We start from the raw sequence: 22,963 nt of genomic DNA, 5'->3' as shown, positions 1-22,963 counted from the left end.
ATCCCTCCGTCCTAAACGCCGAACAGCTCTGCCAGCTTTGCTTCGTTCAAAGCAGAACCGATCACGCAGAGACGACCGGTATATTCCGCCGCGCCGCTGCGCACCTCATGTTCCTCCGGCACCATGTCAAAATAGATCCACTCGCCGTCCGCACCTGCTACCATGCCCTTTGCGCGCAGGATCGTGCCGTAAGCGCTGTCGCTCTCCAGCGTATGCAGGATCCGGTTGATTTCTTCTTTCGTGTACGTTTTGATCGTCTCACATCCCCAGCTTGTGAACACCTCATCCGCATGATGATGTCCGTGATGGTGATGCTCGTGATCGTGGTCATGTCCGCAGCCGCACTCCCCGTCATGATCGTGATGATGCCCGTGGTCATGCTCTTCATGATCGTGATGATGCTCATGGTCATGCTCTTCGTGGTCGTGATGATGCTCATGGTCATGCTCTTCGTGATCATGATGATGCTCATGGTCATGCTCTTCGTGGTCATGATGATGCTCATGGTCATGATCGTGGCCGCAGCAGCACTCCTCGCCGTGCTCATGCACCTCGCCGCACTCCGGGCAGCGAAGCTCGCCAAGCAGCTCTTCCTCCAGAGACTTGCTTCCCTCCATCGTATCCAGCAGCTTTTCGCCGGTCAGACTGGCGATCGGCGTCGTAATGATCGGTGCTTTCGCGTTCAGCGCACGCAGGATCGCAAGGCTCTCCTGCACTTTTTCCGGCTTCGCCTTGTCGGTTCTGCTGAGGATGATCGCACCGGCATATTCAATCTGGTTGCTGAAAAATTCGCCGAAGTTTTTATTATAAATTTTGCACTTTGTGACGTCCACAACCGTCGTGAAGCTGTTCAGCTTCGCGTCGATCTGCTCCTGCACATCCTGCACCGCCTTAATGACATCCGAAAGCTTGCCAACGCCCGACGGCTCGATGAGAATGCGGTCCGGATGGTAGGTATCCACCACTTCCTTTAAGGATTTTCCGAAATCGCCCACCAGCGAGCAGCAGATGCACCCGGAGTTCATCTCCCGGATCTCGATGCCGGATTCCTTCAGAAATCCGCCGTCGATGCCGATCTCTCCAAATTCATTTTCAATCAGTACCACCTGCTCCCCGGAGAACGCCTCCTTCAGCAGCTTTTTAATCAGTGTCGTTTTTCCGGCTCCCAGAAAGCCGGAGATAATATCAATCTTGGTCATAATAACCGCCTCCTTGTTCCCAAATAGTATACTGCCTTTTTCGCAAAACAGCAAGTAAACAGATTATAAAATTTGCTTTCTAACTCATTCTGCTATAGGAAATCCGGATCTTGATATCCTGATTGTAATTGCCGAATCCCTCTCCAAAGAGGGTGAGACCTCCGGTATTTAATGCATCGCCCGGAACCATAAACTTAAAACGCAGCGTGCTCTTGTAGTCGATGTGCAGATGATCGATCGTCACACTGGACACCTTCATTCCATCGATAAAGGTCCCCTTATGATTGATCATCAGCATCTTTAACACGCCGTACTGATTCCAGTTCGGCGGCCACCAGCCCGGCGTAAAGATCCCCCTCACGTCTCCAAAATCGCCGGCGCTCGTCCACATTCCCACCCATTCATCGTTTAAATAGAAAGAGATGTCCGATGGCCAGTCGCAGCTTACGCCCGGCGCCTCCGAGCCGATCTCAAAGGACAGCGTAAGCTGATCGATCCGCGACCCCTCCGGCAAAAGATTTGGAATGATATACTCTACGTACCCCCGGGTAAACCATAAAATCCCCGCATTGATCCGATCCGTATGCGCAAAGTATCTTGGATCGTCCACTTCCCCGATCAGATGCTCCGTCGTGGCAAGACCACAGGTAGGATACGCCTCGTAGTTTGCGTAATGCCCCACTTTTAATTCCGCATTGTATATCTGTCCGCTGTGCTGGTTTTCTTCCGATTCTATCTCAATGAGGATCTTATCCTCTGCTACACTGCACAGTTTCTGATTCCCGTGCGAGCCACGCTCGATTGAAATCTTTACCAGTCCGTTTTCTTCTAATTTCTTGATGTGACTTGTAAGCGCGCCGTTGGTTATTCCCAGACGGACCGCGATCTCGTTCATGCTGAGCTCTTTTTCCTTCAGCAGAAGCTTCAGAATCGCGATCCGGACATCTGAGCCAAGTGCCTTAAATAATTCCAGTCCATCGCCAATATTTTTAACATGCAGCATTTTCCCTTCCCCTTTGCATTGTTCTTCTGAAATACCCGGTTTGTTTTAGATAAAACCAAACTAATTGAGTCCATTTTACAAGAGTTTTCCCCAAAATGCAATGCCTGTTTCCAAAAATCCTGTCAAAAAAATAGCATTTTTCTGATTTTCGTAATCCCAGCCCCTATACGCGGCAAAATGCCGGAAATATACGCTTTCTTTTTCCAGATGAACCTCCTTCGAAATTTTCTGTTCATTATCCTTATCGTCCAGTTCTACGATCTCCCAGGAGCCGCAGAGTTCTTCCGCCGGAATCTTCTCCAGCGCCTCTCCGGCAAAGGGTTCCGGCCCGAGCGCCGGCCATCCGTCGATCAGAAACATCGGACGCACCATCAGGTAATGCTTTTTAAAACTCAGACGGTTCTCATACTCATCACGGTAACTCTCCGCCATTGCCCCGTCACGGATATGGTGCACGAAAAAATACTGTTTCCGCACCGGATCATAAAACGGCACGCCGTGTCCCGGTCCGCGAAAGCCTCCCCATTTCCATCCGGCATTTTCCGATCCCACACCGGGAGCGCAAGCATTAAACCGATAGCTGTTTGCGATCTTTTCTCCCATGCTTTCTTCCACAAGATTTTTTCCTTCCCGATCTGTATAGGGTCCGGTCACCGTCCTGCTTCTGCCCACCCGGACATCATAATTATTCCCCAGCCAGCCGTAGGACTGGAACAGATAAAAATACCCAGTCTCCGGCACATAGATCACAGCCGCCCCCTCAGGCCCGTCCAGCTTCGGCGGACGTCCTTTTCTCGAGATACAGGTTCCTAAAGTTTTCGGATCCCCATCCAGAGGAAGCCCGGTGGACGCCTCCAGTTCCTTTATGTAAATCCCCCCGAAGAAGGAACCATATACCAGATAGCAGCGCTCTTTTGCCCGGATGATATGCGGATCAATGGCATTCGGATAGGTGTCGTCCGTTCCCCAGGTGTCTGCCACCACGCCCCGGTTTTCAAAAGGCCCCAGCGGATGCTTTGCCGCTGCCAGCCAGATCCTGGATTCCGAACTGCCAAAGCTTCTGGTTGCAGAATAATACATCCGATACTCGCCTTTCACATACTCGGTAAAAGGAGCCCAGAAATTTGGGGTGGGCGGATACCCGCCGTTATCCCGTCCCTGCGCGATCGCTTTTGGGGAAAGCACACACTTCTCGTAACGAAAGTGCACCAGATCGGCAGAGCTTCGTACCGGGATCCCGATCTCATCCGGCAGTCCGAGCTCCGGTCCGTATGCGTCCGTACAGTAAGAATAATATTTTTTTGTGACAGGATCCCACATCATAGAAGGATCATGGGCTCCTGCAAAAGCGTTTGATTTTATGTGATAGTCATTCAGCCGCAGCAAACCTTCCATGTTTTTCTCCCTTTCTGTTTTGAAAAGGGGCAGCCGTAAAATTTTTCCGCTGCCCCTTTTTCATCTGTTGAATTGTATACTTATTAGCCCTTTACGCCGGTAAGCGCCATCGATTCGATGATGTATCTCTGGAATATGAAAAACAGTACCAGAGTCGGCAGCAGCGACAATACGGAAGCTGCCATGATCAGCGGATAATCACTGTTTACTGCATAGGCAGAATTAAACATACGGATAACTACCTGCAGTGTGTACCACTTATCCTTGGATACGAAGATCGTCGGTGCGAGATAATCATTCCAGATACCCATGAACCACAGGATCGCCTGCGTCATCAGCGCGCCCTTCATCAGCGGAAGGAACACCGCATAGTAAATCTTGAAATAACCGCATCCGTCGATCTTTGCCGCCTCCACCAACGCATCCGGAATGCTGGTCAGGTTCTGCCGCAGGAAGAAGATCATGCTGACATTACCAAACAGACCAGGCAGGATCAGAGGAAGCAGGTTGTTTGTCAGACCCATTCTTGTGAACATTACGTACTGAGGGATCATAACAACGGCAAAGGGAATCATCATCGTTGCCAGAAGTCCCAGGAAGATTCCGTTTTTCCCTTTAAATTTCAGCTTACTGAACGAGAAAGCCGCCAGGGAAGAGGTAAAGCTGCCGACTAACAGCACCGGGATCTCAACGATCAGGGTGTTGCGCACACCTCGCAGGAATTCCGGTTTCGCCAGCACTTCCGAATATTTACCGAATTTCCACGGATTCGGGATCAGGCTGAAGTTCGCGGAAAGTATCTGATTCTTTGTCATGAAAGAAGCAAAAATCATATACACCAGCGGAAATACCATGGCTACCGCGCCAAGGCAAAGCAGGATAAACACGATCACATTCGTCCTGCGTTCTTTCGAGGTCATACCGCCCGAAGCTTTTTCATCATTTTTCGCCATTTTCTTTCCACCCCCTACTCAATCGTCTTAACCCATTTATCCTGGCCGACAAAGTTGATCGCTGTTATGATAAAGATGATGATCGCCAGAATGAAGGCCATTGCGGATGCATAACCCATCTGGTTATTGCCGAACGCCTTATCGTACAGGTAAAATACTACCGTCGCGGCGCTGTAGTTCAGACCACCGTTCGGAACCATAACGAGTACCTCTACAAATACCTGGAAACCGCCGATAAGACCGGTGATCAGCAGGTAGAAGGTAACAGGGGATACCAGCGGCCAGGTGATATTTCGGAACAGATTCCAGCCGCTCGCGCCATCGATCTTCGCCGCCTCATAGTAGTCTTTGGGAATGCCCTGCAGACCGGACAGATACAGGATAATAGAGGTTCCAAGACCTTTCCATGTCATAAAGATGATCATTGCCACCTTTACCCAGAATTCATCTCCAAGCCAGTTAGGACCATGTTTGCCGGATATCAGCTTTATAATGCTGTTAAGCAGACCGTAATCGTAGTTGAATACCCACATCCAGAGGATAGATACCGCAACCAGAGAAGAAATAACCGGAATATAGTACATGGTACGGAGTACCTTGATGCCTTTGATCTTACGGTTCATACCCATGGCAATGATAATACCGAGGATCATACCGCATGGAATGCCGAGCATGTAAATAATGGTGTTCAGCAATACCTTCCAGAAACGGTCATCGGTAAAGAGCTTGATATAGTTCCTGAGACCGACGAAGTTGTCCAGCATGTTGTTCATACCAGTCCATTTAGTCAGGCTGGCAATAAACGCGAAGACGATCGGGAACGCCATGAAGATCAAAAAGCCGATAAAAGGCGGAGCCACAAATGCAAGCCCCCAGCAATGCTCTTTAAAAGCTGCTTTACTCATTTTTTTACGTTTCGCTACGTTACCACTCACGAATTTCCACCTCCAATACAGACAAAAACTGCATTTTGATTTTTTATAGAAAGAGAGCCGGCCGCGGACTTATGGCGGCCGGCTGTTCTCCCTCGTCTGATTCTGTTTTATCTGTTTTATCTTATTCTACCATTTCCCATGCTTCATCCAGGAGCTCCTGCATTTCCGGCTGAACTTCTGCAATATACTCTTCTACGGTTACGCTGCCGTTCTTTACGGTATCGAAACCTTCAAAGAATCTATCCAGCCAGCCTGCGCTCGGGGTGTAGGTGGACTCGATAAATCTTACGCCTGCGTTTTCCGTTCCGTTCAGATAGTTGAAGAATACGTCTACGTTGCTCGGGTACGGAAGCTCGCCGTTTGTAACGGCATCCTTAAATTCGCCCTCTGCCATGGAAGTGATGTTCGGGAGACGGATGGACTGACCGGTCGTGATACCGGACATTTCTCTGTTTCCATCCTCATCAGCACTCATAAAGTAAGCGAGTTTTGCGGCAAGATCTTTGTTTTCAGAGCTTTCTGCCACACAGTAGCCAACGGTTCCGCACCAGGTCATGGATTTGCCGGTGGAAAGTGTCGGATACAGGCACAGATCCCATTCAAACGGGAAAGTCTCATCATCCATGAAAGCAGCTACATCCCAGGTACCGCATGCATAGAAGGCTTCCTGTCCTGCAAGCCATCTCTGATATACGCCAAGGGAAGCATCCTGCTCTACGGTCGGCGTTACCTGATGTACAAGCGTCAGATCTACGAATTTCTGGCATGCTTCGATAAACTCCGGCGTGTCGATGGTTACGGTTCTGTAATCATCGGAAAGGAAGCTTGCGCCGTTTGACCATACATACTGATACAGCATAAAGGCATTTGCTGCGCCCATGCCCCACTGATCGATCTCACCGTCGCCGTCCGTATCCTTTGTCAGCTGTTTGCAGACTTCTACGAATTCGTCGTATGTATAGGGGTTGTCCGGGTCCGGATAATCCAGTCCTGCTTCGTCAAACAGCTCTTTGTTGTAAGCGTATGCAAATACGGAAGAATCATACGGAAGTCCGTACAGATCGCCGGTACCGGTAGACTCTCCATCGTAGCGATAGTTGTCCAGGATATCCTGCATCATGTCGTCCGTGGAAAGACCTGCTTCTTCCAGAAGCGGAGTCAGGGAGGTGATATAGCCGTTGTCTACGTACTGAGAAACTGTTTCCGGTCCTACGTAGAATACATCCGGCAGATCTCTCGCTGTCATCATACCGGTCAGCGTTGTGTTGTAGTCGTCCTTCGTGGAGAACTGAACCTCAACGGTGCATCCGTTCGCTTCCTCGAACTTCTTGATCATGTTCTGGACGATCGCCTGCTCCTGCTCATTCGCATATACGAACATGCTCAGCTTTGCGCCGTCGTCTGCCTGTACCATGGACACGGAACCGCAGGTCATCACTGCTGCCAGTCCAAGAACCATAAGTTTTTTACTGCTCATCTTAATATCCTCCTTCTTATTTTGCGTGTGGTTTTCCATGCGCTTTTGATGATAACAATACTATAGCAGATTGTTTTAGTTTTGTCTATGATTTTTTACATTTTTCTAAATGAAAAATGATATTTTGTTAGTTTTTCATGAAAATGCCAGTTTTATTTTGGTCGTTTTTCACAAAAAAATTAAGGAGGATTTTTTTATTTTAAATTTCCTAAAATAAATTTGGTTTGTAATCAAATACCGGAAATCCTTTTTTATCGTAGGTGAGCTTCATTACCATCGCATGGCGATTGATGTCATACAGGGAGTTTCCGGTGATCTTTTCGTACTGACGCGCATGGTACACGCAGTAATCTGTAACGCCGTCCTCGCCTTTTACAAAAGAATTGTGGCCAGGGCCAAAAATGCCTTTTTCAGGATCGGTAGACAGCACCGGATAGCGTTCCTTCTTCCAGGCATGCGGATCCAGAAGGTCCGCGTCCTCGTCAATGCTCAGCATTCCCATGCAGTAGCAGGCGCCTGTGGAGCTTGCGGAATATGTCATAAATATCTTTCCGCCATGCTTTAAGAAGGCCGGTCCCTCATTTACCCAGAAGTTTACGCGTTCCCAGTCATAGTCCGGTGTCGTAAGAAGCACCTGCGCCGTGGCAAGCTTATAAGGCGACTCCATTCTGGCGATATAGAGGTTGGAGATCTTCTTTCCCTTATTCACCTTTTCCGCCCAGACGAAATATTTTTCCCCTTTATGTTCAAGGATCGTCGCATCCAGAGAGAAATCCCGGAAGCTGAACTTATCCCCGTCCGCCGGCTGGATCATCCCGCGCTCCTCCCAGGGATCGTTCATCGGATCGTCTCCCGTACACTCCAATACGTAGGGACGCAGCTTCCATTTATTACCGACCTCGCTTGCCGCATAATAAATAAACCAGCGGCCGTCCAGATAATGCAGCTCCGGCGCCCAGATATGCAGACTCATCGGCCCGCTCTCGTGCTTTGTCCAGACTGTTTTTTCTTCTGCGTCTTTCAGCCCGGCAATGGTATCGGCATGGCGGATAGCCAGCCGGTCGTATTCCGGTACGGATCCCATAAAATAATACGTTCCATCCTGTGCACGGAACACATAAGGATCCGCGCGGCATTCGATCAGCGGCTGATTATATTCCGTAATACAGATTTTCTTTCTATTCATAATCTCATATTCCTCCTGTTGTTTTATCAGGTAATCCGTTTTATTCTACACTACCTTTTCGGCATATGCAATTACTGTTTTAGTTTTTGTTAAATTACTACACATTTAGCTAAAATTTTTATGTCTTTTTGCACAGGTTTGCTATCGACTTTTCGCACAATGCACGATATAATATACAAAGAACCTGTACGACCAAAAAAATTGTAAAAGGAGTTACCTATGAATATATTTTCGTTTAACAGCTGGCTTTCCAGATTTCTCTATCTGGTAGCGGATATCGTATTGCTTCATATCCTGTGGATCATCTGCAGTCTCCCCATCGTGACGATCGGGGCTTCCACTACCGCCCTTTATTCCTCCTGCATGAAGCGCATCCGGAGAGATGAAGGGTATATCACCGGCAACTTTTTTCGCGCTTTTAAATCCAACTTCCGGCAATCCACTCTGATCTGGCTTTTGCTTCTGGCAGTCGGCGGCATCCTCTACATGGATCTCTGGATCGGGCTTTCTGTGGAAGGCGTGCTCGGAAAAATCATGCTGGTCAGCTGCTCCATGCTCCTGATCCCGTTTTTCTGCACTGTTCTTTACATTTTTCCGGTGCAGGCAAAATTTGAGAACCGCATTTTAGACAACCTCAAAAATGCATTCCTTATGTCCCTGTCAAATTTTCAGTGGACCCTGTTTCTGGCATTCATTCTTGCCACTTTTGTTCTGCTGACGCTGGTATTTCCGCCCTTTATGGGCTTGATGCTGATCGCGGGAGCCGGCATATTCGGCTACCTTACGTCCTGCGTTTTCGTCTATGTATTCCGGAAATATCTGCCCGACGAGCTGCAGGAAGACGCCATGGCGTCCAGGATGGACCAGGAACAATAATACAGATCGTAAAGATGGCTGAAAGGAATCCTTTTTTCCTTTCAGCCTTTTTTTGCATTTTACTTCATGCTTCCCCAGATACAGGCGTTGTTTCCGCCGATCGCAGAAAAGGTCATCTTCTTTTCCCCTTCATCGTTGGTCTGCTCATAGAAAATCCCTTTAAATTCCAGTCCGGTATCCATGGTGATCGTCACGTAATCGTATCCCTTTCCGGAATCCTTCTTGCTCCAGGTTCCCTCAAAGGCTCCCGTCACCGTTCCGTCCTCTTTCAGCTCCAAAGAGCCGGTTTCCAGCATGGAAGGGCTGTTTTCCTTTCCGTGGTTGATGTATTCGTAAATTCCCGTCACCGCAGAGTCATCGACATTTGTAATGCGCTCATTGCGATTCTCGTACACCGCCGTGCAGGGCCACGCGTCTTCATTCAGATATTGCTGGCGTACCCGCACCTCATGGTATTCGGAGCCCTCGTTGAACCGCTGATGGAAGATCAGGTATCTCTGACCGTCCTCGTCGATCAGCGCCGAATTATGTCCGGCGGATTTGTAGCCCCGCTGACCGTCAAACTGATAATTGCCCATCAGCTTGATACCGTATTTGGAGTTTTCTACTTTGCCGCTGTCCGCCGCGTTATTTCCCGCTGCGTCAAGATATGGACCGTAAATATTCTCAGACCGGAACATACGCATATTGTAGCCGCCGTCCGCGGTGAGACCGCCATACGTCTCATACAGATAATAGTAACCGGCTTCCTCATCGTAAAGGATATACGGACCTTCGCCGGACTGATGCTTGCTGCCCGCAATGTGCGTGCCGTAATAACGGTCTGTGAAATTGCCGGAAACCTCTTCCTGGGAATCCGTGCCCGGATAGATCACAAGCCCCGTCGTCTCGTCTACCCTGAGGATATAAAGTCCGCCGGACCAGGAGCCGTACACCAAGTACAGATTTCCGTCCTTATCCTCTACCGCCGTTGGATCGATCGCATTGGGAGCATACTTGTAATTGTAAAGCCCGTCTGCGCCAAACCATTCTTCACTGATCTCATCGATCCCGCCGTTCGCCGAGCCAAGCTCCAGAAGCTCCGTAAGGTTCAGATAGTCATTATCCCACCTGGTATCGATCTTACTGTTTTCGTCCACACCGCTTTCTTTGGAAAAGCCGGAATAGATCATAGTGTCCACATACGCATACGGTCCTTCGATCGTCTTTGATACAGCCAGACCAATACAGGAGCGTTTCCAGGAAGAAGACGCGCTGTAATATAAAAGATACGCGCCCTTGCTCCCGTCTTCCCAGACATACTCCGCATCCCAGTGGACATCCGGCGCCCAGATCGCGTAACCGCCCGTGCAGTCGCCGTCGTTAAAGCCCGCCCACTCGAACGTCTCCGCAAAATTTTCCGTCAGGTTCCCGTATATGGCATTGTCTGTCGGATTCTCGTAATCCTTGCAAAGCTGCTCCCAGTTTACCAGATCCTCTGACTTCGCCGCGGCGAGATGGCTTCCAAATACATAATACGTATCGCCCTCACGGATGATCGAGGGATCATGTACGCTGGCGCGGGAAATCGCGCCCTCGTAAAATGTTTTTTCCCCGCCAGAGGCCGTTGTCTCCTCCGCGTTCTCCGCGGCAGACAGCGATCCGCAGACAGAAGCTGCCAGAACCGCGGCAGATATCATTGCTATCCATACCTTCTTTTTCACTTTTTAAACCCTCCCATGTTTGTTTTTACACCAAAATGCCGTCCCGCAGGCGTATGCTTACCATTGCCGATCCATCGCAGGACATTTTCGGACCCTGATCGCCGCGCGAAGCTCCACATAGCATCCGCACAGACGGCACATTCCGTTTAAAAGCTGCGCGCACTGTGCGCATTTATGGAGCCGTTCTTCATAAATCTCCTGCTCCACCCTCACGTCATCATCCAGGCTCGCAATATAATTTCTTAGATTTTCAAAATATTCTTTCCCGGACTCCCCGCGGGGCAGGCATTTTCGGCAGACCCGAAGCCCGCCGCTCATGACTGTTTCTTCACAGTCAGATGGACCACAGCGCAGGGCGGGATCTTAAAGGAGAAACCGTCCTCTTTCGTTTCAATATCCTGAAACGCCTTTACTTTTACACATTCCGGCTCCTCAAACGTATTCATCTCATGCATTTCTCCCTGCACCATCTCGCCGGTTACTTTCCATGCCGCCTGATCAAGGATCTGCGTATCCACCGGATACGATTCCGTCAGGGACGCATTCGTCACCGTAATATGTATCGTACCATCCTCCGCCATCGATACGGATTCCGTCAGGTTCGGCACCTGATATTCCCCGCAGACGCCGATTTTCTCTGCATCGATAAAGCTGTCCAGAAGCATCGCATCCTGATGATCCTTATACATGTCAAACACATGGTACGTCGGTGTCAGGATCATATCCGCGCCCTCCGTGAGGATCACGGACTGGAGCACATTCACGATCTGCGCCAGATTTGCCATTTTTACGCGGTCGGAATGTTTATTAAAAATATTCAGGGTGATTCCCGCTACCAGTGCATCCCGGATCGTATTCTGCTGATACAGGAAGCCCGGATTGGTACCCGGCTCTACCGTGTACCAGGTTCCCCATTCGTCCACGATCATACCGATCTTTTTCTCCGGATCATAGGAATCCATGATCGCACCGTGACGGCGGATCAGCTCGTCCATATAATACGCTTTGGAGAGCGTTTTGTACCATACTGCATCGTCAAAATCCGTAGCGCTGCCCTTAATTTCCCAGCCTTCCGGATGTACATAATAGTGCAGTGATAATCCGTCCATAAAGCCGTGGAATTTCTCTTCGCAGTGATTAAAACAAGTCTTCAGCACGTCCCTTGTCCACTCATAGTCGTCGACGTTAGCTCCGCAGCAGATCTTTTGGATCGTCTGCTCCTCTTCGCCTTCCGTGTGATAATTGCGCACATAAGTCTGGTATCTCCGGTATTCGTTGGCATAGAAATCGGGGTTCATATTACCGCCGCATCCCCAGTTTTCATTGCCTACGCCAAAGAAATCAATCTTCCACGGCTCATCATGTCCGTTTTTCCTGCGAAGATCCGCCATCGGAGATACGCCCGGAAACGTAATGTACTCCACCCACTCCGACATTTCCCGCACAGTGCCGCTGCCAAGATTGCCATTTACATAGGTCTCGCAGCCCAGCTGACGGCAAAGCTCAAAATACTCATGCGTACCGAAGCTGTTGTCCTCCAGGACCCCGCCCCAGTGCGTATTGATCATCTTTTTTCGCTCTTCTTTCGGTCCGATGCCGTCCATCCAGTGATATTCATCCGCAAAGCAGCCGCCCGGCCAGCGCAGTACCGGCACCCTGATCTTTTTCAGCGCTTCCACTACGTCACAGCGCATACCGTTCACGTTGGGGATCGGGGAATCCTCGCCCACGTAAATCCCCTCATAAATACATCTTCCCAAATGCTCGGAAAAATGTCCGTAGATTTCCTTATGAATTTTGCTGACCTTCTTTTTCGGATTAATCATCAATCTAGCCATAACAAACTCCTTCCTGCGCATGTTTCCAAACCGCGCACTGTAATAATCTATGTAATCCTATCGTATACTGAAAGCACAAAAATAGCAACTGTTTTTATTGAATTATTTTATATTTTTTTAAAGATTAAACAAATTTTTCAATAGACTCTTTAAAGTTTCCTAAATCAGATACGTATATTTTATATTTATTTGTAGCATTTTAGTTTATCATAAATAAACATAACAAAAAAAGGGATGCTGCTCTCGCAGCATCCCCGCGCCTGTAAAACCCCTTTACAGCGTCTCTTCATCAGTTTCCTGAGAAGCTTCTTCATATTTTTTCAGAATAAGATTCTGTATTCTGTCACGAGTTCCAGAGTTAATCGGATGTGCAATATCGCGATATTCCCCATCCGTAGCTTTCCTGCTGGGCATTGCAATAAACAGGCCTTTCTCGCCCTCGATCACTTTGATGTCATGAACAACAAATTCATCATCAATTGTAATGGACACAACGGCCTTCATTTTTCCATCCTTTGTTACCTTGCGGACTCTAACGTCTGTGATATTCATAGCCGGTCCTCCTTCCTCATAAATTGTATTTTATGGGCAGAGGTTAGCATTTCAGTCTGTTTTTATCGGTCGGGCTCTGCCCTCTACGGACATCACATGACATACCTTTCGTTCGTTTCCACCACGATCTTCACTTCGCCCTCGCCGACATGGCGGGAATTTGCGCGGATCGTATCATGGCTTTCCACGATGCAGTTTTCAATATACGTATTGTCGCCAATATAAACATCGTTGAGAATAATGGAATTTTTGATCACACAATTTTCTCCGACAAATACTTTCTTAAATAATATGGAATTTTCCACCTTACCGTTTACGATACACCCTGCGGATACCAGGCTGTTTCTCACATCAGCGCCCGGATTGTATTTTGCCGGCGGCATGTCCTCGATCCTGGAGTACACGTCCGGATACTGCCGGAAGAAATAGTCCCGTACCTCGGGTTTCAGGAAGTCCATGTTTGTCTTGTAATAAGCGTCTACCGTAGAGATATTTGCCCAGTACGAATCCATCTTGTATGCATAGATCCGTTTCATATTTTTATATCGGACTAAAATATCCTTTACGAAATCAAATCTGTCCTCCGACGCCGCCTTCTCGATCAATTCGATGAGCTGACGTCTGCGGATGACGTAAATACCTGCAGAAATGAGATTCCCGACTGCATCGATGGGCTTTTCCTCAAAGCTCTCGATCCTGCCGTCGTCGTCCATCTTCACGACGCCAAAACGGCTGACGTCGTCTCCCTCAGGTACATCCGTGCAGACCACGGTAATGTCTGCTTTCTTGTCAATATGATACTCCAGCACCTTGCTGTAATCCAGCTTGTAGACGCCGTCGCCGGATGCGATCACCACATACGGCTCATGGCACCTTTTCAGAAAATCCAGATTCTGCGCAAGTGCGTCTGCGGTTCCGCGGAACCAGAAATTGTTTCCTGCCGTGATGGTCGGCGTAAATACAAACAGACCGCCCTGTTTTCTTCCGAAATCCCACCACTTTGAAGAGCTGAGATGTTCGTTTAAGGAGCGGGAATTGTACTGCGTTAAAACAGCTACCTTCTGGATCCCCGAATTAGTCATGCTGCTCAGAGCAAAGTCGATACTCCGAAAGCTTCCCGCCACCGGCATGGCCGCAATCGCTCTTTTGTTGGACAGCTCCCGCATTTTCTGGTTGTTGCCGCCTGCTAAAATGATTCCTACCGCTCTCATGCCACATCACCATCCTTAATAATTGATCCGCCGCTCTCCAGCACGCCGTCCGGGTAGTCCTCCGGCGCGGTGTTTCCGGAAATCGCGGTGTTTTTGCCAATCTTTACATCAGCAGGAATGGTACTGTTTTCGCCGATGGTGACAAGACCGCCGGCATACACTGCCGGTTTGTACTTATTGGGCGCTTCCTCTCCGATGCCCATCACGACACCGGAACCGACATTTACATTTTCCGCAATGATCGCGCGATCCACCACCGCGTTTTCCCCGATCACCGTTCCTTTCATAATAATGGAATCCCGGACCACGGCGCCCTTTCCGATCGTAACGCCTGCTCCGATCACCGAGCTTTTTACCTCGCCATAGATTTCGGTGCCGTCGCCGATGATACTGCGTTCAATCTTCGCGTCAGCCGATACATACTGCGGAGGAATGATTTCACTTGAAGTATAGATCTTCCAGAATTCTTCGTAAAGATTGAATTCCGGGATAATGTCGATCAGTTCCATATTGGCTTCCCAGTAGGAGCTTAAAGTCCCCACGTCCTTCCAATATCCGTTGTATTCGTATGCTACCAGTTTTTCACCTTTATCAAAGCAATAGGGTATAACGTGTTTTCCAAAATCACAGCCCGGTACATTTGCGTTGGCGATCAGTGCCTCCCGAAGCACTTCCCATGTGAATATGTAGATTCCCATGGACGCCAGATTACTCTTTGGTTCCTTTGGTTTCTCCTGAAACTCTGTAATATTGCTGTTGTCATCTGTAACAACGACGCCGAAGCGGCTTGCCTCCTCCCACGGGACCGGCATCACCGCGATGCTGACTGCAGCGCCGCTTGCCTTGTGGAAATCCAGCATAACCTCATAATCCATCTTGTAGATGTGGTCGCCGCCAAGGATGAGCACATATTCGGGATGAAACATTTCCATGTAAGTAAGGTTCTGGTAAATGGCGTTTGCAGTGCCTGTATACCACTCGGTATCCGTACTTTTTTCGTACGGCGGCAGGATGCTCACACCACCGATATTGCGGTCCAGATCCCAGGGAATGCCGATGCCGATATGCGTATTAAGACGCAGCGGCTGGTACTGCGTCAGAACACCTACCGTATCTACCCCGGAATTGATACAGTTGCTTAAGGGGAAGTCGATGATGCGATATTTCCCGCCGAAAGTAACTGCCGGTTTTGCTACTTTGGATGTCAGAACGCCTAAACGGCTGCCCTGACCACCTGCCAGCAGCATGGCAATCATTTCTTTCTTAATCACGTTATCACCTCTTGATGTTATGTTTTAAATGATTATAACACAGCTTTTTAAAATAGTGAACACCTTTTACGCAGTTTTTACAAAAATCACAAAGCAACAGACGCCTTTTTATGAATTTTTCAGTTTACATCGCCTTATTGCGTCGAAAAAGAAAATTTTTTCGTTTATTATTTCCACTTTTGGCAAAGAAAACCTGTCTATTTTTATGGAATACTAATTATTTCTTCCCGCGCACTTTCTTTTTTTCCAAAATTGCGGTATGATGATAGCATACTCATTCAATATAGTCTGCAAATAAAAAGTCAAGCAGAAATTGATGAACTTTGAAAATTTTATACAGGTTGAAATTAGGGCATAAACGTTAAGCCACCGGTTTACGCTGGCTTAAGAAAAAAGGAAGCCATATATTGTGCCACCTATAAGGGATGTTCACATTTTAATTTTTGAACATAGCCTACAGAACATCGGAATTCCCGGGCAATACGACGCATGGGAATTCCTTGTGCGATACATTCTCTGATAGCATCTTTCTCGCGGTCAGAGAATTTCGGTATCCTTCCGGCATTGCGTGGATTTTCGTTCGCTTTTATGACGGTTCCTCCAATGGACAGGGCATAATCCGCCGCGTCTTTCTCGGAGAAAAAACCAGCCACAACAGGCACGCCTTTGAGGACGAGATATCTGAAATTTACCTCGCAGGGATATGTTTTATATTCCATCCTTCTCCGCCTCCGTGTCGGATGTCTGGGGCAGTGAGGCAAGATATTCCTTTACCCGCCCGTAATAAATACGGAGAAATTTGTTCGCACCAGCGGTCATGTAGACGTAATAAGGTTTGCCCTGCGCCCGTTTTTTATCCATAAAGGCGTAAACGGGATCGTCAGCAGGGGAACGTTTGATGAGCCCGTCCATGATCTGGAACAGGGTTTTGCGCAGATACGGCGAGCCTTTCTTTGTGGTAGGCACACTTTTACGGATGCGCTGCCCGGAATCATCCTTTCCGGGGTCAACGCCGGCAAAAGCAGTCAGAGCCCCGCGGTGTGTAAACCGTGTCACATCCCCGATCTCAGACATGAGCTGGGGACCGAGGGTAGGCCCGACACCATCCATAGCCAGAACAACCGGATATTCCGGCAGCGCGGAAGCAGCCTTATCCATTTCCAGACGGAGGGATTCTACTGTCCGGGAAGCAGTATTAAGCATTGCCACAGCCTGCCAGATGAGCATTTTTGTGTTGTCATCTTTTGGAAATACGGCGATCAGGTCAGAAGAGGCATGGTAGATATTTTCCGCTTTCTGTGCGCTGAAATTATAACCTTTGCGTTTGCACCAGTTCTGGTAATGCTTTTTGAAGGCTTCCGGCGACCTGGAGCGGACACAGTCCACATGCCAGTAGGTATGGACAAAATCCACCCATTTCTGGCTGCCATCGCTGCGCGCAGGGCTGTCAAAGAAGTCATTAGCACCCGGATAAGTCTGGTCAAGCAGGGCAATAAGATTGTTTTTCATGGCAGTTTTCTGTGCCATATAGAAGCCGAACTGTCGGTTCATGGTTTTTAATTGGTTGCGTGTTTTATCCATGATTCCATATTGCTTCAGTTTTGCCCAGCGGTCAAGAGTATAGCGTGCGATTTTTTTGGAATCCGCTTTGTCGGTCTTTGGAGTGCGCAGGGAATCATCCCCGAAGTTCCTGATGAGAATGGGGTTTACGGCGCTAACAAAGATACCGGCGTCAGAAAGCCACATGGCGACCGGCTCGTAGTACCTTCCGGTGTGCTCCATGCAGACCTTCGTCTCCCCGTCAAGCTCCTTTATCTGCCCGATCAGTCCGTTGATAGCGGACTGTGTATGGGGAATGTCGCGGGGAGGCATCAGGACAACGTCGCCAGGCCTGCGGATGGTAACAGTGCTCTTGCCTTTGGAAACATCAATACCAACAGCGTTCATAATGGATACTCCTTTACAATGAATCAGCAATGGTCAATACCAGATTTACTCATTGCCTGTTCAATCTACTGGGTATCACACGAACGCCTGTGGGTTCAACCTGCGTAAAACGAATGCTGCGAATGAGGGCTGGTTGGCTGACTAAATTACGGACGTAAAGTCCTAGTAGAAGGTGGCCAGACCTATTGCCTTACTCATTCTAACAGCTTAAGCAACAAGATGGGTAATTCCTTACTGGCTGTAAGGGGTATTAACCATAAATACATTGTAGTAGTATAAGGAGAAAAAGCTATGTACAAAATAGATTTTCAGAAACCGGTACACGTTCATTTTATCGGGATCGGCGGCATCAGCATGAGCGGCCTGGCGGAAGTGCTGCTCGACCGCGGATTTCACGTTTCCGGTTCCGACCGCAGCGAATCTCAGCTGACCAGACGACTGGAAGAACAGGGCGCATCGATTTATTATGGACAGCGCGCTTCTAATATAAAAGAGGGAACCGATCTGGTGGTCTATACGGCTGCCATCCACCCGGACAACCCCGAATATAAGGCAGCAGCAGACGCCGGTATCCCAATGCTCACGCGCGCGGAGCTGCTTGGACAGCTTATGACAAATTACCGGCTGCCGATCGCCGTTTCCGGTACGCACGGAAAGACGACCACGACCTCCATGATCTCCCATCTGCTGCTCGCGGATGAGGATGATCCGACGATCTCCGTCGGGGGCATCCTGCCGGCAATAAATGGAAACATCCGTGTCGGCGCAGGGGATATCTTTCTGACAGAGGCATGCGAGTACACCAACAGCTTTCTTGATTTCTTCCCGAAGATCAGCATTATTCTGAACATCGACGCCGATCATCTTGATTTCTTTAAGGATCTCGACGATATCCGTCATTCCTTCCGGCGTTTTGCCGGACTGCTTCCGGCGGACGGCACGCTGATCATCAACCGCGCGATCCCGCGGGTGGAAGACATCACCAAAGATCTGCCCTGCCGCGTGATCTATTACGGTCTTGAGGCAGGCTGCGGCTACTCCGCGACAAATATTACCTATAACGAGCTTGCCTGCGCATCCTTCGACCTCACAAGGGATGGGGAAACGCTCGGCCACTACGAGCTGCGCGTGCCGGGCATCCACAATGTGGATAATGCCGTTGCCGCGCTCGCGCTCGCCGATCTTCTTCATATTCCGCGCGAGACGGCGCAGAAGGGGCTTTGGGATTTCACGGGTACAGACCGCCGTTTCCAGTACAAGGGAAAAGTGGGCGGCGTGACCATTGTGGACGACTACGCACACCATCCCACGGAAATCGCCGCTACCTTAACGGCTGCCAAAAACTGTCCGCACGGGACGCTCTGGTGCGTGTTCCAGCCGCATACATACACGCGCACGAAGGCGCTGATGGACGATTTCGCGAAAGCGCTCTCCCTGGCGGACAAGGTCGTGCTCGCAGACATCTATGCCGCCCGCGAGACTGACAATCTTGGCATCAGCTCCGATACGCTGCGCGAAAAAATCGAGGCGCTCGGTACCGAAGCGCATTATTTTCCATCCTTCGACGAGATCGAAACATTTTTGCTGGAAAAATGTGTACACGGCGATTTGTTGATAACCATGGGTGCCGGAGATGTCGTTAAAATCGGGGAAAAGCTTCTTGGCGAATAACTTATCCACATTATCCACACGCTTATGCACAAAATTGCGCAAATCGGCGTGTGGAATTTTTTGTGCAAATCATTGTCGACATAACTCCGGACGCATAATGTCTTATAATTCGACAAACCTTGATTTTTCCACAATATTTTTGGTTGCGTTAAAAACAGAAGCTTTTCTTTTGTCCACATTATCCACATTATCCACACGGATTTCCACAAAAATGTCCGGTATAAGTCGTTGTTTTCTTTTTAAAAAAGCTATGATATACTGCTAATGGACGCAGTGTGCGCGTCCCACTTCTTATAAAAAACATACCGTAACGGCTTCGCGAATCTGCGAAGGAAGTACGTTAGCGGCAAAATGCGGCAGGTGAACAAATTGATCTTACATAAATACCATTCCGGCGACTATACGCTGGTTCACAATCGTTTTTTTGATGAATATATGCCCTCGGCAAATGGGGAGTTCGTAAAGATTTATCTTTATCTGCTCCGCAGCAGCGATACGGATCGCGAGCTTTCCCTTTCTGTGATCGCGGATATCTTCAACCACACGGAAAGCGATGTAAAACGTGCCCTCACATACTGGGAAAAGAAAAAGCTTCTGCAGATCAGCTATACCCCGGACGGGGAGCTGAAAAGCATCACACTGACAGACGGCGTTTCCTTTCCGGATCCTCAGAAGACTGCGGACTGTGCCCGCTCTGCGCAGCGCACGCAGGAGAGCGTCCCTTCTTACGCAGAGGAGACCGCGGTCGTTTCCGATGCCGGGAACCGTCTGGACAGCTATGCTTCGCACGCAGCAGATTTCCCGCTGCGCAGCGATTCCGAGCCAAAACGGATCTCTATATCGGCGGACCGGAAAAAAGAGCTTGCTGCGCAGGAGGATATCCAGCAGCTCATGTATATCGCACAGCAATACCTCGGTAAAAAGCTGAGCAGCACAGAGGTCACCAATATCTTATACTTTTACGACGAGCTGCATTTTTCCGTGGATCTGATCGAGTATCTGATCGAATACTGTGTTTCCAAAGGGAAACGCAGCATCAGCTACATCCGTGCCGTCGCGCTGGAATGGGCTTCCAAACAGATTTCCACCGTCGCGGATGCAAAAAAGGATACAAACCTTTACAGCAAGGACTACTACGCTGTCATGAATGCTTTTGGCATCAAGGACCGCGGTCCGGCACAGGCGGAAGCCGAGATGATGGCACGCTGGTTCACACAGTACCACTTCTCACTGGAGGTTGTGCTGGAGGCGTGCCGCCGCACCATTAACCGCACGCATGCGCCAAATTTCCAGTATGCGGACAAGATCCTGGCAAGCTGGAAGGAGGCAGGCATCGCCCGTCTGAGCGATATCGCCGCCCTGGACCGTCCGGCACCTGCCGCGGCGCCCGCACAGAAGTCTCAGCCCGGGCGAAAAAACGCTTCCGCAAACAGATTTAACAATTTCCCGCAGCGCGATTACGATTTTGAACAGCTTGAGCAGCAGCTTCTTGACTGCTGAGGAGGAGAAACGTGGCACTGAATAATTCACAATACGATGCAATTATGCGTGATTACTACCGCCGTCAGGCAATGCACCGCCGCCAGATGGAGGAACGCGTTCGTGAGGTGCGTGAAAAACTGCCGCGCATCAAAGAAATTGACGATGAGATCGCCTCGGCAAGCGTGCAGTGCGCCCGGGAGCTTTTATCCGGGAACGACGCTGCCCTTTCCGTTTTGAAGGAACGGATCGCCGTTCTCGGCGCAGAGCGGGAGCAGGTGCTTCTTGCCGGCGGCTTCCCCGCCAATTATCTTGAAATGACATACGATTGTCCGGACTGCCGCGACCTCGGCTATGTCGACGGTCAGAAATGCCGCTGCTTCCAGAAGGCAGAGATCGATCTTCTGTACACGCAGTCAAATCTTCGCGGCGTTCTGGATGTGGAAAATTTTGATAACTTTTCCTTCGATTATTACTCTGCCGAGCTGAAGGAAGAGCTCAGCGGTGTTTCCTCACTGGAGCGAATGCAGAAGGTTCACGCCGTCTGCCGTCAGTTTGTCCGGGATTTCGACACTGCGAACGCAAACCTGTTCTTCTACGGAGACACCGGGACCGGAAAAACCTTCCTCTCCCACTGTATTGCCAAAGAGCTTCTGGACACGACGCATTCGGTGGTCTATTTTTCTGCGCAGGAGCTTTTCGAGATGATCGCACAGAAGCGCTTTGGAAAAACGGAGGACGCGCAGGTTGCTCTGGATGCCATCTATAGCTGCGACCTGCTGATCATCGACGACCTCGGCACCGAGATCACAAATACCTTTGTGAATTCCGAGCTGTTTCTCTGTATTAACGAACGGCTCACAGCGCAAAAATCCACCATTATCTCCACCAATCTCTCGCTGAAAGCATTTAAGGATACCTACTCGGAGCGTATCTTTTCGCGCATCTCAACAAGCTATACCATGCTGAAGCTGTTTGGGAAGGACATCCGCCTTTTAAAGAAGATGGAACAGATCTCACAAAAGAAAAAAAGCCTTGAATAAATAAACTTTTATGTTATGATGTTAGTGAAAAAACCTACGGAGGAACAATCATGCAGACAGAAGAACGCAATTTGAACACCATCCCGGTCGGACCGCTCGCACTGATCCCGCTTGCAAGCTGCAGGGAGCTTGGCGAGAAAATCGACCAGTACCTGGTGAACTGGCGCAAAGAGCGCGACCACGAACACAAAGAAACCATTGCTTTTCGCGAATATGAAAAAGACAGCTACCTTGTAAATGCAAAGGTCCCCCGTTTCGGTTCCGGTGAGGCAAAGGGCACGATCAACGACTCGGTGCGCGGCAATGACCTCTATATCCTGGTCGACGTCTGCAATTACAGTCTCACCTACTCTCTTGCCGGACGCACGAATCATATGTCGCCGGACGATCACTTTCAGGACCTCAAGCGCATCATTGCAGCCGCAGAGGGAAAAGCAAAGCGCATCACAGTGATCATGCCGTTTTTATATGAGGGGCGCCAGCACAAGAGAAGCGGCCGCGAATCCCTCGACTGCGCGCTGGCTCTTCAGGAACTGACAAACATGGGCGTCGACAACATCATCACCTTCGATGCACATGATCCGCGCGTACAGAACGCGATCCCGCTGCACGGTTTCGAGACGGTACAGCCGGTATACCAGTTTATCAAGGGCCTGTTTAAAGCGCAGCCAGATCTTCACATTGACAAAGATTCCATGATGATCATCAGTCCGGATGAAGGCGGCATGAGCCGCGCCGTCTATATGGCAAACGTGCTCGGTCTTGATATGGGTATGTTCTATAAGAGAAGAGATTACTCAAAGATCGTAGACGGACGCAATCCGATCGTAGCGCATGAGTTTCTTGGCTCCAACGTGGAAGGCAAGGACATGGTGATCATCGACGATATGATTTCCTCCGGCGACAGTATGCTGGAGGTGGCTTCCGCACTGAAAAAACGCAAAGCGAGAAGAATCTTTCTCTGTGCTACCTTCGGTCTTTTCACGAACGGGTTGGAGAAATTCGACAAAGCATACGAGGACGGCATATTCGACTATCTGCTCACGACGAACCTTGTTTATCAGACGCCGGAGCTGCTCTCGAAAAAATATTATACAAGCTGTGATCTCAGCAAATATCTTGCCTACATTATCGACACGCTGAACCACGACGCTTCCATCAGCGAGCTGTTAAGCCCGCTCGACCGCATCCAGCGTTTCCTGGAAAAAGCAAACGCGTAGGCTA

20 protein-coding genes are annotated in these 22,963 nt (G+C 49.3%); 5 read left to right on the top strand and 15 right to left on the bottom strand.

Annotated elements, in window-relative coordinates; translation table 11 throughout:
• Positions 1–11: 11 nt before the first annotated feature.
• The 7 genes from ACLU9Q_RS12835 to ACLU9Q_RS12805 form a co-directional block, all read right to left on the bottom strand.
• A complete protein-coding gene (locus tag ACLU9Q_RS12835) occupies positions 12–1,199 on the bottom strand; it encodes a CobW family GTP-binding protein (protein ID WP_296834934.1) in 1,188 nt (395 codons plus the stop codon).
• A gap of 79 nt (positions 1,200–1,278) precedes the next feature.
• On the bottom strand, positions 1,279–2,202 hold the full coding sequence (locus ACLU9Q_RS12830; RefSeq protein WP_296834932.1) for an ArsR/SmtB family transcription factor: 924 nt from the start codon (positions 2,200–2,202) through the stop codon (positions 1,279–1,281).
• Positions 2,203–2,277: 75 nt separating this feature from the next.
• The gene (locus tag ACLU9Q_RS12825) at positions 2,278–3,597 is read right to left on the bottom strand and encodes a family 43 glycosylhydrolase (RefSeq protein ID WP_412625378.1); all 1,320 of its coding nucleotides are present in this window, start codon (positions 3,595–3,597) and stop codon (positions 2,278–2,280) included.
• 83 nt (positions 3,598–3,680) lie between these two features.
• Positions 3,681–4,550 (bottom strand): carbohydrate ABC transporter permease, encoded by an 870-nt coding sequence (locus ACLU9Q_RS12820; RefSeq protein ID WP_296834928.1) that lies wholly within the window; start codon positions 4,548–4,550, stop codon positions 3,681–3,683.
• Between the two features lie 14 nt (positions 4,551–4,564).
• Positions 4,565–5,485, bottom strand: coding sequence for a carbohydrate ABC transporter permease (locus ACLU9Q_RS12815; protein WP_412625377.1), 921 nt, complete (start codon positions 5,483–5,485; stop codon positions 4,565–4,567).
• A gap of 121 nt (positions 5,486–5,606) precedes the next feature.
• The gene (locus ACLU9Q_RS12810) at positions 5,607–6,962 is read right to left on the bottom strand and encodes an ABC transporter substrate-binding protein (RefSeq protein ID WP_302592913.1); all 1,356 of its coding nucleotides are present in this window, start codon (positions 6,960–6,962) and stop codon (positions 5,607–5,609) included.
• Between the two features lie 208 nt (positions 6,963–7,170).
• On the bottom strand, positions 7,171–8,148 hold the full coding sequence (locus ACLU9Q_RS12805; protein ID WP_302592911.1) for a family 43 glycosylhydrolase: 978 nt from the start codon (positions 8,146–8,148) through the stop codon (positions 7,171–7,173).
• A gap of 219 nt (positions 8,149–8,367) precedes the next feature.
• Between ACLU9Q_RS12805 and ACLU9Q_RS12800 the strand changes: the two genes are divergently transcribed.
• Positions 8,368–9,024 carry a YesL family protein gene (locus ACLU9Q_RS12800; RefSeq protein WP_298515730.1) on the top strand — a complete coding sequence of 219 codons (657 nt, stop codon included), beginning with the start codon at positions 8,368–8,370 and terminating at the stop codon, positions 9,022–9,024.
• 59 nt (positions 9,025–9,083) lie between these two features.
• On the opposite strand, the gene ACLU9Q_RS12795 is transcribed toward ACLU9Q_RS12800, so the two are convergent.
• From ACLU9Q_RS12795 to ACLU9Q_RS12760, 8 genes are all read right to left on the bottom strand, one after another.
• Entirely contained in the window at positions 9,084–10,727 is a 1,644-nt protein-coding gene (locus ACLU9Q_RS12795; protein ID WP_298515727.1) for a glycoside hydrolase family 43 protein, read from the bottom strand.
• 57 nt (positions 10,728–10,784) lie between these two features.
• The gene (locus tag ACLU9Q_RS12790) at positions 10,785–11,045 is read right to left on the bottom strand and encodes a DUF6171 family protein (protein ID WP_298515724.1); all 261 of its coding nucleotides are present in this window, start codon (positions 11,043–11,045) and stop codon (positions 10,785–10,787) included.
• On the bottom strand, positions 11,042–12,565 hold the full coding sequence (locus ACLU9Q_RS12785) for an alpha-N-arabinofuranosidase (RefSeq protein ID WP_298515721.1): 1,524 nt from the start codon (positions 12,563–12,565) through the stop codon (positions 11,042–11,044). Before ACLU9Q_RS12785 ends, ACLU9Q_RS12790 begins: the two co-directional genes overlap by 4 nt.
• A gap of 273 nt (positions 12,566–12,838) precedes the next feature.
• Complete coding sequence (gene spoVG, locus ACLU9Q_RS12780) at positions 12,839–13,117, bottom strand: septation regulator SpoVG (RefSeq protein WP_296834912.1); 279 nt, start codon at positions 13,115–13,117, stop codon at positions 12,839–12,841.
• A 92-nt stretch (positions 13,118–13,209) separates the two neighbouring features.
• Positions 13,210–14,328, bottom strand: coding sequence for a glucose-1-phosphate adenylyltransferase subunit GlgD (glgD, locus tag ACLU9Q_RS12775; RefSeq protein WP_296834910.1), 1,119 nt, complete (start codon positions 14,326–14,328; stop codon positions 13,210–13,212).
• Positions 14,325–15,599, bottom strand: coding sequence for a glucose-1-phosphate adenylyltransferase (locus ACLU9Q_RS12770; RefSeq protein ID WP_296834908.1), 1,275 nt, complete (start codon positions 15,597–15,599; stop codon positions 14,325–14,327). Before ACLU9Q_RS12770 ends, glgD begins: the two co-directional genes overlap by 4 nt.
• A gap of 416 nt (positions 15,600–16,015) precedes the next feature.
• Positions 16,016–16,318 carry a hypothetical protein gene (locus ACLU9Q_RS12765; RefSeq protein ID WP_296928017.1) on the bottom strand — a complete coding sequence of 101 codons (303 nt, stop codon included), beginning with the start codon at positions 16,316–16,318 and terminating at the stop codon, positions 16,016–16,018.
• The gene (locus tag ACLU9Q_RS12760; RefSeq protein ID WP_412624635.1) at positions 16,308–17,546 is read right to left on the bottom strand and encodes an IS110 family transposase; all 1,239 of its coding nucleotides are present in this window, start codon (positions 17,544–17,546) and stop codon (positions 16,308–16,310) included. Before ACLU9Q_RS12760 ends, ACLU9Q_RS12765 begins: the two co-directional genes overlap by 11 nt.
• Positions 17,547–17,837: 291 nt before the next feature.
• On the opposite strand from ACLU9Q_RS12760, the gene murC reads away from it, so the two are divergent.
• The 4 genes from murC to ACLU9Q_RS12740 all read left to right on the top strand — a co-directional run bounded on the left by murC (position 17,838) and on the right by ACLU9Q_RS12740 (position 22,959).
• Positions 17,838–19,217, top strand: coding sequence for a UDP-N-acetylmuramate--L-alanine ligase (gene murC / locus ACLU9Q_RS12755; RefSeq protein ID WP_298515045.1), 1,380 nt, complete (start codon positions 17,838–17,840; stop codon positions 19,215–19,217).
• A 369-nt stretch (positions 19,218–19,586) separates the two neighbouring features.
• Entirely contained in the window at positions 19,587–20,717 is a 1,131-nt protein-coding gene (locus ACLU9Q_RS12750) for a DnaD domain protein (RefSeq protein WP_298515048.1), read from the top strand.
• Between the two features lie 11 nt (positions 20,718–20,728).
• Positions 20,729–21,739, top strand: coding sequence for an ATP-binding protein (locus tag ACLU9Q_RS12745; RefSeq protein WP_296838352.1), 1,011 nt, complete (start codon positions 20,729–20,731; stop codon positions 21,737–21,739).
• A gap of 50 nt (positions 21,740–21,789) precedes the next feature.
• Complete coding sequence (locus ACLU9Q_RS12740; protein ID WP_296838355.1) at positions 21,790–22,959, top strand: ribose-phosphate pyrophosphokinase; 1,170 nt, start codon at positions 21,790–21,792, stop codon at positions 22,957–22,959.
• Positions 22,960–22,963 lie beyond the last annotated feature (4 nt).

Origin of the sequence: Marvinbryantia sp. (assembly GCF_047017445.1) — a bacterium.
In the GTDB taxonomy this organism is placed as follows: domain Bacteria; phylum Bacillota; class Clostridia; order Lachnospirales; family Lachnospiraceae; genus Marvinbryantia.
Note: the sequence above shows the minus strand (reverse complement) of the source record. Positions and strands in the feature narration are given on the sequence as shown.

Bases quoted from the DNA above. Each gene is read 5' to 3' on its own strand.
- ACLU9Q_RS12835 (WP_296834934.1), bottom strand. From the start codon at position 1,199: ATGACCAAGATTGATATTATCTCCGGCTTTCTGGGAGCCGGAAAAACG.
- ACLU9Q_RS12830 (WP_296834932.1), bottom strand. From the start codon at position 2,202: ATGCTGCATGTTAAAAATATTGGCGATGGACTGGAATTATTTAAGGCA.
- ACLU9Q_RS12825 (WP_412625378.1), bottom strand. From the start codon at position 3,597: ATGGAAGGTTTGCTGCGGCTGAATGACTATCACATAAAATCAAACGCT.
- ACLU9Q_RS12820 (WP_296834928.1), bottom strand. From the start codon at position 4,550: ATGGCGAAAAATGATGAAAAAGCTTCGGGCGGTATGACCTCGAAAGAA.
- ACLU9Q_RS12810 (WP_302592913.1), bottom strand. From the start codon at position 6,962: ATGAGCAGTAAAAAACTTATGGTTCTTGGACTGGCAGCAGTGATGACC.
- ACLU9Q_RS12805 (WP_302592911.1), bottom strand. From the start codon at position 8,148: ATGAATAGAAAGAAAATCTGTATTACGGAATATAATCAGCCGCTGATC.
- ACLU9Q_RS12800 (WP_298515730.1), top strand. From the start codon at position 8,368: ATGAATATATTTTCGTTTAACAGCTGGCTTTCCAGATTTCTCTATCTG.
- ACLU9Q_RS12790 (WP_298515724.1), bottom strand. From the start codon at position 11,045: ATGAGCGGCGGGCTTCGGGTCTGCCGAAAATGCCTGCCCCGCGGGGAG.
- ACLU9Q_RS12785 (WP_298515721.1), bottom strand. From the start codon at position 12,565: ATGGCTAGATTGATGATTAATCCGAAAAAGAAGGTCAGCAAAATTCAT.
- spoVG (WP_296834912.1), bottom strand. From the start codon at position 13,117: ATGAATATCACAGACGTTAGAGTCCGCAAGGTAACAAAGGATGGAAAA.
- glgD (WP_296834910.1), bottom strand. From the start codon at position 14,328: ATGAGAGCGGTAGGAATCATTTTAGCAGGCGGCAACAACCAGAAAATG.
- ACLU9Q_RS12765 (WP_296928017.1), bottom strand. From the start codon at position 16,318: ATGGAATATAAAACATATCCCTGCGAGGTAAATTTCAGATATCTCGTC.
- ACLU9Q_RS12760 (WP_412624635.1), bottom strand. From the start codon at position 17,546: ATGAACGCTGTTGGTATTGATGTTTCCAAAGGCAAGAGCACTGTTACC.
- murC (WP_298515045.1), top strand. From the start codon at position 17,838: ATGTACAAAATAGATTTTCAGAAACCGGTACACGTTCATTTTATCGGG.
- ACLU9Q_RS12740 (WP_296838355.1), top strand. From the start codon at position 21,790: ATGCAGACAGAAGAACGCAATTTGAACACCATCCCGGTCGGACCGCTC.